This is a genomic window from Paenirhizobium selenitireducens ATCC BAA-1503 (genome assembly GCF_900492185.1).
In the GTDB taxonomy this organism is placed as follows: domain Bacteria; phylum Pseudomonadota; class Alphaproteobacteria; order Rhizobiales; family Rhizobiaceae; genus Allorhizobium; species Allorhizobium selenitireducens_A.
The window spans coordinates 281,945-296,464 of record NZ_UEYP01000005.1; the positions used below are offsets into that span (position 1 = coordinate 281,945).

The window sequence follows — 14,520 nt, forward strand, 5'->3', positions numbered from 1 at the left end:
GTCGGCTTGCCGGTGCCTGTGGCCTTCGCCCGGTGGCGCCGGCTACGACGATAGGATAGATGAAGGCGAACACGCAGAGCCGGAATCCGACATGCCCAGCAAGCAGAAGCGCACACGCCTGGAGAAACTGCAGAACTCCTGGACGAAGGCGACGGCCGAGGAACGGGTCGGCTTTCTCGCCTGGCTGCGGCAGGCGAATGGCCTGGTGGGCGACCCTCGGTATCCGTTGCTCGGCACGCCGCCGATCGCCAGCGGACGCTACCTACTGCCGTCCGCCATTGCCCGCATCCGGGCCATCATGGCAATGCGCAGCCTTTCCCCCGCCGACGTGATGGTCGAAATCGGCTTCGAGGCGGCCGACCCGTCGCTCGCTCGAGCCCTGGCTGAAAACGCCAGCCTGCGCCTCTCGGTCGTAGCCGCCCTTGAAATCTGGCTGGTTGCGCACGCCCCGACTGACGCACCCTGACAACTCCCCCCTGCCGCCGCTGACGCCGCCGGTTTCCGCCGCTCGTCCTAGCCGAGGCGGCCTTGCCCCGCGACTGAATTCAAGACTCATATACTCATGTTCAGACTTGACTCATTTGCGCATAGGCAGCAAGCATCGCCATGGCCGGCCTTCTCTTCCTGCTCGGCCTGCCCTTCCTGCTTGGCATTGCCCATCGCCTGCCGGAAGAGACGCGTCCCCACATCCCCTCGCTCGCCGCCGCGCTGAGACGGTCGAGCCTGAGACGTGGCCTGCTCGTGGCGGCGGTCTACGTCACCGCTCAGAAAATAGCTCTCGGCATGATCGGGCCCTTCCTGGTGGATGCCGGCCTGGACCTGTCGACGATCGGCCTCGTCAATGGATTCGGCAGCCTGTTCGTCGGCTTCGGTCTGGCACTCGCGCTCCAGTCCGTCTGCCTGATATGTTTTGCAGCGGCAGCGACGATGGGCCCGTTTCCGGCGTCCCTTCTCATGATCCTCGCGATCGGCAGTTCTTCCGCCGTTCTGGCCCTCGGCTTTGTCGCACTCTATGCACAGTTCATGCGTTGGTCCGATCCGCGCCAGGCCGGGGTCGATTTCACCCTGTTCCAGTGCATGGACGCACTGGTCAGCATGGCCGGCGGTGTGGTCGCCAGGCAGGTGGCACATTTCCTCGGCTATGGGGTCTTCTTTGCCTGCGCCGCGGCTTTGGCGACACTGGCCATGCCGCTGATGGCCGCAATCGCGGATCGTTGATCGCCACCCTCAATGACTGGGGGCCGCGGCGATCATTGCCGCCGTGGCCCCCAAACCCTGTTCACTGGGCGGATCTGCCCGAATATCCTTGCACCTGTCCGCGACCCAGGGGCGCGGAACGCCCCTCTTCAGCGTTCGGCGGGCGGCCTTAAAAGCGATTGCGCCGTATAGACGAGGATGGCGATCCCGACTGCCCCCATCGCCGCAACGCCGAACAGCACGATCACGTCGACGGGCCCACCGATATCGCGCAGGCCGGAGCGGGTGATCGTCTGGACGAAGATGACAGCCGCAACGGCACCGAACGGCATCGATAGCTGCGCCCAGAGGAATTTCTTCCACGACACCCGGCGGTCGCGGATCAGAACATAGAGATAGGCCAGCGTGACAAGCGCTGCGACGGCGACCATCATCCAGAACAGCGTGCGGCCGAAGATCTCCTCGAACACCGCGATCATCGTGCCAAAAGTCATGTCCTTCATGGCATCCTCCTTTTAAGCGCGGCCGCGCAGCATGGCATTGTAGGTCGGCTTCAAGGCGATCTCCTTCATCAGCCAGGAAATCCACAATTCCTCGAGCGGCGCGATGATGCCGGGGAAGGACGGTGTCAGATTGTTGTTGTAGTCGAACTCGACCAGCATGGCCTTGCCGACGCGGGTGATCAGCGGGCAGGACGTGTAGCCGTCGTAGCGGGCAGTGCTTTCCTTGCCCTCGATCTGCGCCGCCAATTGCTCGACCGCGACCGGCACCTGCCACTTGACGCTGGCAGCCGTCTTGCCCTTCGGCACGCCGGCAATGTCGCCGACGGCAAAGACATCCGGATAGCGCGCATGCCGCAGCGTGTGCTTGTCGACTTCGACCCAGCCCTGATCGACCCAGATACCTTCCTTCCACGGCAAAGGACTGTTCATCACCACCTCGGGTGCGCGCATCGGCGGGATCACGTTGGTGAAATCATAGCCGATCTCCTTGTCACCTTCCGGTGTCTTGAAGGTGGCGATCTTGCGGCCCGGGTCGATTCTGGTCATGACGTGGTCGTAGACCGGCTCGATGCCGCGTTCCTCGAACAGCATGCGCACCTTCTCGCTGACGATCGGCACGGAGAAGAAGGTCTTGTTCTGCGCCGCATAGATCATCTTCGACTTGCTGCGCGTGCCCTTCTGAACCGCATAGTCGTCGGTCAGGAAGGCATACTTGAGCGGCGCGCCGGCGCATTTCATCTCGGTTGCCGGACGGGAAAACAGCGCCACCCCGCCCTTGTCCGTAAAGCGGCTCATTTCCTCCCAGGTCCTGGCGGCATAGTCGGGGCCGGCATAGACCGAACCGATGCCGTCCTTGCCGATCAGGTCGAGCGACATGCCCTCGATCGCGCCATAGTCGAGGCGAAGCCCGGTGGCCACGAACAGGAAGTCGTAAGGAACCGCCTTGCCGCTTGCGGTCACGACCTGCTTTGCCTCCGGATCGATCTCGGCGGCGGCCTCCTCAATCCATTCGATATTGCGCGGCAGCCACTCGCCCGTGCTGGAGACCGAATAGTTAGCCGACTTCAGACCTGCCGCAATCAGGGTGAAGCCTGGCTGGTAGAGATGCTGCTTGCGGCCGTCGATGATGGTGATCTTGGCACCGTCAAACCGTTGTGACAGCCGATTGGCCAGCGCCGTGCCGGCGGCACCGGCTCCCAGGATCACGATTCGCGCCAAGGTCTTCGTCCGGGCGGCCGAAGCGCTGGAAAGCGGGGCGGCGGCAAGCGTCGCCCCGGCGGCCGCGAGGCCGAGGAATTGTCTGCGATTGGTCCTCATCGGATCCCCTCCCTGTTCCGTATCATCGACGGACGCATCTGTGGTCACGCAGGCTCTCGTTTCCTGCTTCCCGAGCACATGGCAGCGACGACGGAATCCCTCATGCGAGGCCAATTCAGAAGCCATGCACCACATCCTATCTTCCATATGTATCAGCCGGTGGGCTTCGTCCTTGATTTGGCTCAATATTGGTTGTCCGGGCGGCGCGCCTGCGGATCTGCGGCATAACCTCGCCTAGCAAAATGTTTCGCTTCACGAGCAGAGGCGGTAAGATTCGCTCGGCAGGGCGCTTGTTGTGATAGTGACAAGATACGCCTCAACGCTGCGACGCCTGCAGATTGCATGACCAGCCGGTCGGCGATCGGCTTGAACTTCAAGAGTGGAGCTGATGACCTTCCTCGATCCCGTCCGGTTCCGCGTCGTCCTCGCCGTCATGCTTGCGACCGCCTTCCTGCTGCTGCAATTCCTCTTTCCGGCGGACACGCCTCCCACGGCGCAGGGCGGCCCGGATGCAGCGCCGCTCCAGGTCTTCTTCCATCCGGAGTGCCCGCACTGCCATGACGCCATAGAATTCCTCAAGTCCCAGCAAACCGTCCGATACGAGTTGCATGACGTCTCGACAGCCAGCGGCGAAAGGCTGTTGCTGGAGGTTGCCAAACAGCATGGCATTGCCGAGGATCGGTTGGGTGTTCCCCTGTTCGTTTGCGGCTCGAACTACCTCATGGGTTATGAAAGCGCGGAGACGACCGGACAGGCGCTCCTGTCCTGCCGGGCCGGCAATCCTTCGGCGGAAGGACTGGCGGCCGATCCGTCACGGGTTCACATCCCCCTGATCGGAGAGATCGATCCTTCCCGCTATTCGCTTCTGGCGCTCACCGCGCTGATGGGCCTTTCCGACGGCTTCAATCCGTGCGCCATGTGGGTCCTGCTCTACCTGATCTCGCTGATCGCCGGGCTGCAGGATCGCCGCAAGATCTGGTGGCTCGTCGGCACCTTCGTCCTTTCTTCGGGATTGCTCTATTTCCTCTTCATGACGGCCTGGCTGAACACCTTCCTGTTCATCGGCTATACGAGAGTGCTAACCCAAGTCATCGCGCTCGTCGCCATCGGCTTCGGCCTCGACCATCTCTACCAGCTCGCGATCACCCGGGGCATTATCGTGTGCGAGGTCGGCGACGCCGCTCGGCACCAGCGCACCCTCGAGCGCGCCCGCGCGCTGGTTGCCGCACCCGTGGGCGTCGCGAGCCTGGTCATGGTCGCCGGACTGGCACTGACGGTCAACGCCATCGAATTCGTCTGCTCGGCCGCCCTGCCGGCCATTTATACCCATATCCTCAGCCTGCTCGACCTACCGGCCCTCCAGTACTACGGCTATATCGGGCTCTATGTGGCCTTCTTCATGCTGGATGATCTCATCATCTTCGGCCTCGCCGCCTTCGCCGTTCAAAAGGTGATCGACACGCGCTATGCGGCCGGGAGCCGGGCCGTCGGCGGCGTGTTGCTTTTGGGGTTGGGGATCTGGATGCTTCTGCCTTGAGCGGCAGCCTGCCTTTTCTCGATCATCTCGCAGCAGGTCATTCGCTGAGCGCATGAACTCATTGACAAACGTCAGCATCCTTCGGCGCTGCAGCATATTATAAGCTGCCTCCCAGATTGATTCTCATGTCCGTAATCTGGGATGCCTCCGATGACCAAGACCCGTTTTGTCCCGAGCGACGACATCCGCTCGATGTTTTCCGCCGCCATGTCCGCCATGTACCGCACCGAGGTTCCGGCCTACGGCACGCTGATGGACCTGGTGGCCAAGGTGAACGCAGAAACGCTCAGCGCCGACCCGAAGCTGCGCGAGCGCCTGGAAGACACCGATTCCCTTGACCGCATCACCGAGGAACGCCATGGCGCGATTCGTCTCGGCACGCCCGCCGAACTGGCCATGATGCGTCGCCTGTTTGCCGTCATGGGTATGGTTCCGGTCGGCTATTACGATCTCTCGACCGCCGGCGTGCCGGTCCATTCGACCGCCTTCCGCCCGGTCGGCGAAGCCAGCCTGAAGAAGAATCCGTTCCGTGTCTTCACCTCGCTGCTGCGCCTCGACCTGATCGCCGACGAGGCCCTGCGCGCCGAGGCCGAAGCAACGCTGGCCAGGCGCCAGATCTTCACCCCCGGCGCAGTGGAGCTCATCGAAAAAGCCGAGCAGCAGGGCGGCCTCGACCGCGCCGACGCCTTGCGCTTCGTCACCGAAGCGCTCGAAACCTTCCGCTGGCACGACAAGGCCCTGGTCAGCCCCGACATGTATGCACGCCTGCATGCGGCCCACCGCCTGATCGCCGACGTCGTCTCCTTCAAGGGTCCGCACATCAACCACCTGACGCCGCGCACCCTCGACATCGATCTCGTCCAGGCCCGGATGCCCGACTACGGCATCGCGCCGAAGGCCGTCGTCGAAGGCCCGCCGACCCGCAAATGCCCGATCCTGCTGCGCCAGACCTCGTTCAAGGCGCTCAACGAACCCGTCCTGTTCGAGGACAAGGACGGCACGTGGAAGGAAGGCTCGCACACCGCCCGCTTCGGCGAGATCGAACAGCGCGGCATTGCGCTCACGCCGAAGGGCCGCGCCCTCTATGACGAACTGCTCAATGCGTCGCGCCATTTGGTTCGCCCGGCCGCCGACGGTTCGAATGCGGCGGAATATGAAAAGGCCTTGGCCGAGGCCTTCACCCCCTTCCCCGACACCTGGGAAGCGATCCGCGCCGAAGGACTCGGCTATTTCGCCTACTCGCTGACGGAGAAGGGCCGCAAGGCAAAAGCCGACACGGATGCCAGCCTCGACGCGCTGATCGCCGAAGACCTCGTCCAGTTCGATCCGATCGTCTACGAGGACTTCCTGCCGGTCAGCGCCGCCGGTATTTTCCAGTCCAACCTCGGGGACGACGCAACCCAGGAATTCGTGGCAAGCCCCAACCAGCAGCGTTTCGAACTTGACCTGGGCGCCAAGGTGCTGAACGAATTCGACCACTATGCCGGCATCGAGCAGGCATCGATCGCCGATTGCCGCCAGATGCTGACGGCCATCGAGGCAGCTGAGTAAGACGCGACGATGATCGACCAGACGCACATTCGGGCACTCAAGGACATCCTCGGCGACAAGGGCATCGTTCAGGAGCCCGGCGCCATGGTCGCCTATCAGACGGGCGCCCGCTATGACGAAGGTCTGGCGGGTCTCGTCCTGCGGCCGGCGACGACGGAGGAAGTCTCCGCCGCCGTTGCCTATTGCGTCCGACACGGGCTTTCGATCGTTCCGCAGTCCGGCAATACCGGTCTCGTCTCCGGCTCGACGCCGGATGCGACCGGCGGACAGGTCGTGCTCAGCCTCGACCGCATGAACCGCCGTTTCGATCTCGATCTCGACAACCGCTCTCTGCATGTCGACGCCGGCTTCCGGCTGTCGGAGGTGAACCAGCGGCTTGAGAGCCATGGCCTGTTCTTCCCGATCGATCTCGGCGCCGATCCTCGTCTCGGCGGCATGCTGTCGACCAATACCGGCGGTTCGCGCTTCCTCAAATACGGCGACGTGCGCCGCAACACGCTCGGCATCAAGGTGGTGCTGGCCGACGAAGAGGGCACGGTCCTCGACCTCGCCTCGGACCTGCGCAAGAACAATACCGGCATCGACTGGAAGCAGGTCTTCATCGGCACCTCCGGCGCCTTCGGCATCATCACCGAATGCGTCCTGAACCTCGAGGCCCTGCCCAAGCAGGTGGCCACCGCCTATCTGGTTCCGGCGAGCGGCGCCCATGTCATGCCGCTGCTGCGCGCCATGGAACAGAAATTGGGCGCCTATCTCTCCGCCTTCGAGGGCATGTCGAGAAACGCGGTCACGGCGGCGCTCGATCACGTTCCGTCGCTGCGCAATCCCTTCCAGGGCGGACAGGTTCCCGACTACGTCATCCTTTGCGAGATCTCGCGGACCTGGGAGCCGCGCGAGGGCGAACAGGGGCTCGATGCGGTGCTGGAAACCGTGCTCGCCGAAATCTGGGAAAGCGAGGCGGCGCCGCTTGCCGATGCCTTCGTCGGCCCGGCCCACGAGATGTGGGCCCTGCGCCACGCACTTTCGGAAGGAGTCAAGCATTCCGGCAAGCTCATCGCCTTCGACCTGTCCTTCCGACGCGGCGACATCATGGCCTTCTGCGACAGCATGAAGCGCGACATGCCAGCCGCCTTCCCGGAGGTGACGATCTGCGACTTCGGCCATATCGGCGACGGCGGCGTGCACTTCAATCTGGTTGTCCCGAAGGACGGCACGGCGGCCACAGACAAGGCCTTCGAGAAACGCCTGCGCGACTGGGTTTTCGACATCGCGGTCAGGGATTTCGCCGGCAGCTTCAGCGCCGAGCACGCAATCGGCCGCAAGAACCAAAGCTATTATGACCTCTATACCGGCGAGACGATCAAACAGCTGGCGGCCGGCCTGAAGGCGATCACGTCGCCGGGGCCGCTCGGCGCGGTCCGTTTCGGCTGAGGCGAGAAGTCAGATCGCGGCTCCCGCAGCGGAGAGCCTGGAGATAAATGGAGAGGAAGGACATGAACATCAACAGTAAGCCCGAGGATGTGGTTTTCCACCCGGCGAAGCGCATCTCGTCGATCGGCGTCTCGGAAATCCTGAAGATCGGCGCCAAGGCTCAAGCGCTGAAGCGCGAAGGCCGTCCGGTCATCATCCTCGGCGCCGGCGAGCCGGATTTCGACACTCCGGACCACATCAAGGAAGCTGCCTGGAAAGCCATGCAGGCCGGCCAGACCAAATACACGGCGCTCGACGGCACGCCGGAGCTCAAGGCCGCCATCCGCGACAAGTTCAGCCGCGAAAATGGCGTCGATTACGCGCTCGACGAGATCACCGTGGCGACCGGCGCCAAGCAGATCCTGTTCAATGCGATGATGGCGACGCTTGATCCGGGCGACGAAGTCATCATTCCGACGCCCTACTGGACCTCCTATTCCGACATCGTCCAGATCGCCGAGGCGACGCCGGTCCTGATCGCCTGCAACGCCGAGGCGGGCTTCCGCCTGCAGGCGGCACAGCTCGAGGCCGCAATCGCGCCGAAGACGCGCTGGGTCATCCTCAACTCGCCGTCCAACCCCTCGGGCGCCGGCTACCGTGCCGAGGACTATCGCCCGCTGCTCGACGTTCTCATGAAGCACCCGCATGTCTGGCTGCTGGTCGACGACATGTACGAGCACATCGTCTATGACGGCTTCGAATTCGTCACGCCGGCCGCCCTTGAGCCGCGCCTGAAGAACCGCATCCTGACCGTCAACGGCGTTTCCAAGGCCTATGCCATGACCGGCTGGCGCATCGGCTATGCCGGCGGCCCGCGCGAGCTCATCAAGGCCATGGCAGTGGTCCAGAGCCAGGCGACCTCCTGCCCGTCGTCGATCAGCCAGGCGGCTTCGGTTGCGGCACTCAACGGCCCGCAGGACTTCCTCGTCGAGCGCAAGGCGAGCTTCCAGCGCCGCCGCGATCTGGTGGTCGCCGGCCTCAATGCCATCGAGGGACTGGATTGCCGCGTGCCCGAAGGCGCCTTCTATACGTTTTCGGGCTGTGCCGGCGTGCTGGGCAAGAGCACGCCGTCCGGCAAGCGCCTGGAGACCGATACGGACTTCTGCGCCTATCTGCTGGAAGACGCCAATGTCGCGGTGGTGCCCGGCTCGGCCTTCGGCCTGTCGCCCTTCTTCCGTATCTCCTATGCGAGCGCCGAATCCGAACTCAAGGAAGCGCTCACCCGCATCGCCGACGCCTGCGCCAAGCTGGTTTGAGGCCACGAGTTTCCGGTTCCGAGCGTCCTCTGGGATGGTCGGAACCGTCTCTTCTCGGCGGAGAAAACTCAATCGCTATGGGCGCGGATGACCTCGAGGAACGCCTCCCCGTAGCGCTCCAGCTTGGATTGCCCGACACCGGATATATCGAGCAGCGCCTCGCGATCCATCGGCCGCTCGCGGGCGAAGGCGACGAGCGTCGTATCGGGGAACACCACATAGGGCGGCACCGAAAGCTCCTTGGCGAGTGCCATGCGGCGGGCGCGCAATGCCTCGAAAAGCGCCACATCGTCGCTGTGCAGCGAGGAGCGCGCCTCCGTCGATGCGGACGAGGCCCCCTTTGAGGCATTGCCCTTGGTCGGCCTATCCTTGCGGAAACGCACCTCGCGCTCGCGCTTGAACACGGCGCGCGCCTCCGGCTCGAGCTTCAGCGCACCGAAGGCCGTATGGTCGACGCTGACCAGGCCCGCCGCCAGCAGTTGGCGATAGACCGATTGCCAGGTTTTCGCGGGCATATCCTTGCCCGCCCCGAACACCGGCATATCGACATGACCAAAGCGGATCGTCTTCTCGTTCTCCGTGCCGGTCAGGACGTCGACCAGATGGCCGGTGCCGAAGCGCTCGCCGGTCCGGTAGATCGCCGCCAGCGCCTTGATCGCCGCCTCCGTTCCGTCCCAGGTTTCGACGGGTTTCAGGCAGGTATCGCAATTGCCGCACCCGCCCGCATGCGCCTCGCCGAAATGCGCCAGAATCGCCTGCCGCCGGCAGCCCGGCGTCTCGCAGATCGCCAGAAGCGCATTGAGCTTGGCACGCTCGACCCGCTTGACCCCGTCCTCCGAGCCGCCTTCGTCGATCATCCGGCCGCGCTGGATGACGTCGGCCATGCCATAGGCCATCCACACCTCGGATGGCAGCCCGTCGCGTCCGGCCCGGCCCGTCTCCTGGTAATAGGCCTCAACCGAGCCCGGCAGGTCGAGATGGGCGACATAGCGCACGTTCGGCTTGTCGATACCCATGCCGAAGGCGACGGTGGCGACCAGGCAGAGATCCTCCTCCTTCAGGAAGGCGTCCTGGTTGGCGTCCCGCACATTCCGGTCCATGCCGGCGTGATAGGCAAGCGCCCGGACCCCTTGTGTGTTCAGCCATTCCGCCGTGTCCTCCACCTTGGCGCGCGACAGGCAGTAGACGATGCCGCTCGATCCCGTGTGTCGCGACAGGAAGCGCAGCAATTGCTGGCGCGGCTGATCGCGCTCGACGATCTCATAGGCGATGTTCGGCCGGTCGAACGACGTGGTAAAGACCTCGGCCGAGCGGAGCGCCAGCCTGTCGATGATGTCTTCGCGCGTATGCGGATCGGCCGTTGCGGTGAGCGCGATCCGCGGCACCCCCGGATAGTCCTCGGCCAGTCGCCCGAGTTCGCGATATTCGGGGCGGAAATCATGTCCCCATTGCGATACGCAATGCGCCTCGTCGATGGCGAAGAGAGCGATTCTCGCCTCTGCGACCATCTCCCTGAAGCCGGGCGTGACGATCCGCTCCGGCGTGACATAGAGCAGGTCGAGGGAACCTTCGGCGATCGCCCGGCGCACCTCGACATACTCGTCGCGCGACAGCGAGGAGTTGAGCGCGGCCGCCCGCACGCCGAGTTGCTTCAGCGCCTCCACCTGGTCGCGCATCAGCGCGATCAGCGGGGATACGACGATGCCGACGCCCGCGCGGCAGAGCGCCGGAATCTGAAAGCACAGTGACTTGCCGGCCCCGGTCGGGAAAAGGACGACGGCGTCGCCGCCGGACACGACCCGCTCGACCACCTCTGCCTGCCTGCCGCGAAAGGCCGGATAGCCGTAGACCTGCTTCAGCACTTCGAGCGGATTCCCCGTGCCTTGCCTGTCGAACAGGGGATCGAAACTGCTTTTGGCCTGCGGCATGGAATCGCTCTCATGAAATGCGCCGCACTATGCCATAGCTGCCGCCCGGTCGCGAGTGCCGGGAAGTAACCACCCTCACCTGCTCGCGTCGGAAGCCCCCAGCAGCATCCTTGCGCTCTCGGAGTCGGTCACGATCGCGGTTGCCAGTCCCGCCCTCAGCGTTGCCAACAGAATTGCGTGTTTGTGCGGGCCGCCGGAGGCCAGGATGCGGCTCGGGATGCCGCGATACGCGTCAAGCTCGGGCGATATGACCTGGCGGTTGAGCGGGTGGTCGACCGGATTGCCCTCGGCGTCGAGATAGCGTCCGAGAAGATCCCCGACGGCCCCCAAGGCCACGAGCTCGCCGATATCGGTCTGCGGCGGCAGGCCGTAGCGCACCTGCAGCGAATGGCCCGTCACATCGCCGACACTGAGGAAGGACACCTCGACATTCGAGCCGTCACGCAGGAACTCCTGGAACACCGGCTGGGCCGTGATCACGGCATGCGCCTCCTCGCTTCCGGCATAGATCGGCGCCGCGAAATAGTGGCACTTGGCATTCAGCACCTTGGCGAAGCTCCTGACGATCTCGAATGTGTTGATCTCCGAACCGCGCGTCAGCCCGCCCATCAACGAGCGCACCCGCATCGCCGGCTCGTTTGCACCGGTCATCTGCCTGACCGTTTCGTGCAGCGTGGCGCCCCAGCCGACACCGATCGAACGCGGCTTGCGTACCTGGATGAGCCGATCGAGGAACGACGCCGATGCGCGGCCGATCACCGCATGCATATGGGCCGGATCGGCCGGAGCCGGCGCGACCACCGTGTCATGAAGACCGAACCGGCTGCAGAGCCGCGCTTCCAGTTCGACGTTCTCGGCAAGCGGCGAACTGAAACTGATCCGCACCACGCCCTGCTCGAGGGCGGCAGCCAGCAACTCGTTGATCCGCCTGCGGGTGAGGTTCATCCGCTCGCCGATCTGCGCCTGGGTCAATCCCTCGACATGATAGAGCCACGAAGCCCGCACCATCAGTTCCTGGCTTTCCAAAATCCACCTCCAGAACAAATGTCACATCGGCGTAACATATGTAACATAAGACGCCGCATAGATGATCGCAGGCCTGAAGGCAATTGTTTCCGAAAGCCGCGCGACCAGCAAGCCATGCGAAGGCGAGAACTGGACCCTCCGTTCATCCCCCCTCCGCCGCAACAGGAACGGACTGCGCCTTGACCACGACGGAACTGCTTATCTTCGATTGCGATGGCGTGCTGATCGACAGCGAGCCGGCATCGAGCCGCGTGTTCTGCCGCGCCCTGCAAAAGGCCGGGGTGGAGATCACCCCGGACGAGGTGCACCGCCGCTTCACCGGCTATTCCGAGACCGATGCGATGCGCATCTGCCGGGAGGAGTTCGGCCTGGACGACGTGGCAGCGGTCTTTGCCGAGTCGCGGTCCAATCTCTATGACGAGTTCGCCCGCTCGCTTTCGCCCATGCAAGGCATGCCGCAGCTCATCCGCTCCCTGCCGCATCGCAAGTGTGTCGCTTCAAACAGCACCCTGGAGCGCCTGAAGAACAGCCTCGGCCTCTTCGATCTCTGGAATGCGTTCGGGGGTCATATCTTCAGCGCCGAGATGGTCGCGCGACCGAAGCCCGCACCGGATCTCTTCCTGCTCTGTGCAAACAGTCTCGGCGTAGATCCGGCCCATTGCATCGTGGTCGATGACAGTCCCCACGGCATTGCCGGCGCGGTGGCCGCCGGAATGCGGGCGATCGGCTTCATCGACCCGGCCGATCCGCGCGACGACCGACAATCCGTGTTGGTCGGCGCCGGTGCCTCCTTGGTGGCAATCGGTGCCGATGAGCTTGCAGGCGCATTCGACACGCTTCTTTCCGAATCACCTTGTCGCGTGCCCGCTCGCGAACCTGCGGCGCTCGAGGTGCCTGCCTGACCGTTGTCCGTCGCGGTCTCCGCGGCGGAAATATCACTAAAAATTCATGGGGCCATTAACAAACCGACACCGGGCTGGCGCAAGAAACCGCTTCCGCTACCCCTGCTGTCTCTCTCTTGCGAAAAGGAGTATTCCGATGCTTCCCATCACCCGCCGTCACACGCTTGGACTGTTCGGCGCGACCGCCGGCAGCCTGATCCTGCCGCGCATGACCTTTGCCCAGGGCAAGCGCCCCTCGGTGACGATCGCCGTGCAGAAGATCACCAACAACAACACGCTCTGCGTCTGGAACGAGCAGTCGAACGTCGGCGAGCGCGTCTTCTTCCCCAATCTCTGGGAAGGCCTGATCAACCGCGACTGGATGGGCAATCAGGGTCCGGTCGCAGGCCTTGCCACCGAGTGGAAGCGCATCGATGACAAGACGCTGGAGCTCAAGCTTCGCCAGGGCGTCAGATTCCACAATGGCGACGAGCTGACGGCCGATGACGTCGTCTTCTCCTTCTCCAAGGAGCGCGTGTTCGGCAACACCGAACCGAAGGGCGGCAAGACGATCTTCGAGGCCGACCACAAGCCCACGACCGTCAAGGAATTGCCGGCCGCCGTTCCCGGCATCGGTCGCCGCCTCTGGCCGGCGCTCGCCGGCGTCGAAGCCGTCGACAAGTACACCGTGCGCTTCCACAACGCGACCCCGGACGTCACACTTGAGGGCCGTCTCTATGCCTATGGCAGCCAGATCGCCAACCGCCGCGCCTGGGACGAAGCCGGCTCCTATACCGACTGGGCCCGCAAGCCGGTTACCACCGGCCCTTACCAGGTCGGCGAATACAAGCCGGACGTGTCGCTGACGCTGGTCGCCTTCGACGAATACTGGGGCGGCCGTCCGCCGCTCGAGGAAATCCGCTTCGTCGAGGTTCCGGAAGTGGCATCCCGCGTCAACGGCTTGCTGTCTGGCGAATACGATTTCGCCTGCGACCTGCCGCCGGATCAGATCGCCACGGTTCAGGCCGCCTCGGGCTTCGAGGTTCAGGGCTCGACCATCCTCAACCACCGCGTCTCCGTGTTCAACACCCAGAACCCCGTGCTTGCCGATCCGCTGGTGCGTCGCGCCATGACCCATGCGATCGACCGCCAGGCGATCGTTGACGCCTTGTGGGGCGGCCAGACGGTCATTCCGGCCGGCCTTCAGTTCGACATCTTCAAGACGACCGACATGTTCATCGACGGCTGGCAGGTGCCGGAATACAATCCGCAACTCGCCCAGGACCTGTTGAAGCAGGCCGGCTACAAGGGCGACGCCATCCCCTTCCGCCTGCTCAACAATTACTACACCAACCAGACCGCCAATGGTCAGATCATGGTCGAGATGTGGAAGCAGGTCGGCCTCAACGTCGAGATCCAGATGAAGGAAAACTGGGCGCAGATCCACGATCCGGAAGGCGTCAAGGGCGTACGCGACTGGTCGGCCTCGGCCAACATCAACGACCCGGTTACCCCGATGGTCACGCAGTTCGGCCCGAACGGCGAGATGCAGCAGAAGAAGGACTGGACCAATGCCGAGATGAACGAACTCTCGGTGGTGCTGGAAACCTCGACCGACCGCGCGCTGCGCAAGAAGGCCTATGCCCGCATGCTGGAAATCTGCGAGCGCGAAGACCCGGCCTACCAGGTCCTGCACCAGAACGCCGTGTTCACCGGCATGAAGTCCTCGCTGAAGTGGAAGGCGGCCCCCGCCTTCGCCATGGACTTCCGCTCCAACAACTGGACGATGTGACCGTTCCGGTTCGATCCGGCGGCGCCTAAGCCGCCGGATCTCCCCTTCCAGCAACCGCAGCG

At 63.9% G+C, this 14,520-nt stretch carries 12 protein-coding genes; 8 read left to right on the forward strand and 4 right to left on the reverse strand.

The window, feature by feature from the left end; genetic code table 11:
• Nucleotides 1-91: 91 nt before the first annotated feature.
• Nucleotides 92-466 carry a hypothetical protein gene (locus RHIZ70P_RS11585; RefSeq protein WP_115670454.1) on the forward strand — a complete coding sequence of 125 codons (375 nt, stop codon included), beginning with the start codon at nucleotides 92-94 and terminating at the stop codon, nucleotides 464-466.
• Between the two features lie 140 nt (nucleotides 467-606).
• On the forward strand, nucleotides 607-1,218 hold the full coding sequence (locus tag RHIZ70P_RS11590; RefSeq protein WP_115670455.1) for a hypothetical protein: 612 nt from the start codon (nucleotides 607-609) through the stop codon (nucleotides 1,216-1,218).
• A 128-nt stretch (nucleotides 1,219-1,346) separates the two neighbouring features.
• Here the strand turns inward: RHIZ70P_RS11590 and RHIZ70P_RS11595 are convergent, their stop codons facing one another.
• Nucleotides 1,347-1,700, reverse strand: a complete 354-nt coding sequence (locus RHIZ70P_RS11595; protein ID WP_115670456.1) for a DUF5368 domain-containing protein — start codon at nucleotides 1,698-1,700, stop codon at nucleotides 1,347-1,349.
• Nucleotides 1,701-1,712: 12 nt separating this feature from the next.
• Nucleotides 1,713-3,017, reverse strand: a complete 1,305-nt coding sequence (locus RHIZ70P_RS11600) for an NAD(P)/FAD-dependent oxidoreductase (RefSeq protein ID WP_115670457.1) — start codon at nucleotides 3,015-3,017, stop codon at nucleotides 1,713-1,715.
• A gap of 388 nt (nucleotides 3,018-3,405) precedes the next feature.
• On the opposite strand from RHIZ70P_RS11600, the gene RHIZ70P_RS11605 reads away from it, so the two are divergent.
• The 4 genes from RHIZ70P_RS11605 (at nucleotide 3,406) to RHIZ70P_RS11620 (ending at nucleotide 8,831) form a co-directional block, all read left to right on the forward strand.
• Nucleotides 3,406-4,554: a glutaredoxin family protein gene (locus RHIZ70P_RS11605; RefSeq protein WP_115670458.1), complete on the forward strand. Its 1,149-nt coding sequence runs from the start codon at nucleotides 3,406-3,408 to the stop codon at nucleotides 4,552-4,554.
• Nucleotides 4,555-4,704: 150 nt separating this feature from the next.
• A complete protein-coding gene (locus RHIZ70P_RS11610; RefSeq protein WP_115670459.1) occupies nucleotides 4,705-6,105 on the forward strand; it encodes a VOC family protein in 1,401 nt (466 codons plus the stop codon).
• A 9-nt stretch (nucleotides 6,106-6,114) separates the two neighbouring features.
• Nucleotides 6,115-7,536 carry an FAD-binding oxidoreductase gene (locus tag RHIZ70P_RS11615; RefSeq protein ID WP_115670460.1) on the forward strand — a complete coding sequence of 474 codons (1,422 nt, stop codon included), beginning with the start codon at nucleotides 6,115-6,117 and terminating at the stop codon, nucleotides 7,534-7,536.
• A gap of 62 nt (nucleotides 7,537-7,598) precedes the next feature.
• Nucleotides 7,599-8,831: a pyridoxal phosphate-dependent aminotransferase gene (locus RHIZ70P_RS11620; RefSeq protein WP_115670461.1), complete on the forward strand. Its 1,233-nt coding sequence runs from the start codon at nucleotides 7,599-7,601 to the stop codon at nucleotides 8,829-8,831.
• Between the two features lie 68 nt (nucleotides 8,832-8,899).
• On the opposite strand, the gene recQ is transcribed toward RHIZ70P_RS11620, so the two are convergent.
• The gene (gene recQ / locus RHIZ70P_RS11625) at nucleotides 8,900-10,759 is read right to left on the reverse strand and encodes a DNA helicase RecQ (protein WP_115670462.1); all 1,860 of its coding nucleotides are present in this window, start codon (nucleotides 10,757-10,759) and stop codon (nucleotides 8,900-8,902) included.
• Between the two features lie 75 nt (nucleotides 10,760-10,834).
• Nucleotides 10,835-11,785: a sugar-binding transcriptional regulator gene (locus tag RHIZ70P_RS11630; RefSeq protein ID WP_115670463.1), complete on the reverse strand. Its 951-nt coding sequence runs from the start codon at nucleotides 11,783-11,785 to the stop codon at nucleotides 10,835-10,837.
• 179 nt (nucleotides 11,786-11,964) lie between these two features.
• Between RHIZ70P_RS11630 and RHIZ70P_RS11635 the strand changes: the two genes are divergently transcribed.
• Nucleotides 11,965-12,687, forward strand: coding sequence for an HAD family hydrolase (locus RHIZ70P_RS11635; protein WP_115670464.1), 723 nt, complete (start codon nucleotides 11,965-11,967; stop codon nucleotides 12,685-12,687).
• A 136-nt stretch (nucleotides 12,688-12,823) separates the two neighbouring features.
• Nucleotides 12,824-14,458 carry an ABC transporter substrate-binding protein gene (locus RHIZ70P_RS11640; RefSeq protein WP_115670465.1) on the forward strand — a complete coding sequence of 545 codons (1,635 nt, stop codon included), beginning with the start codon at nucleotides 12,824-12,826 and terminating at the stop codon, nucleotides 14,456-14,458.
• Nucleotides 14,459-14,520 lie beyond the last annotated feature (62 nt).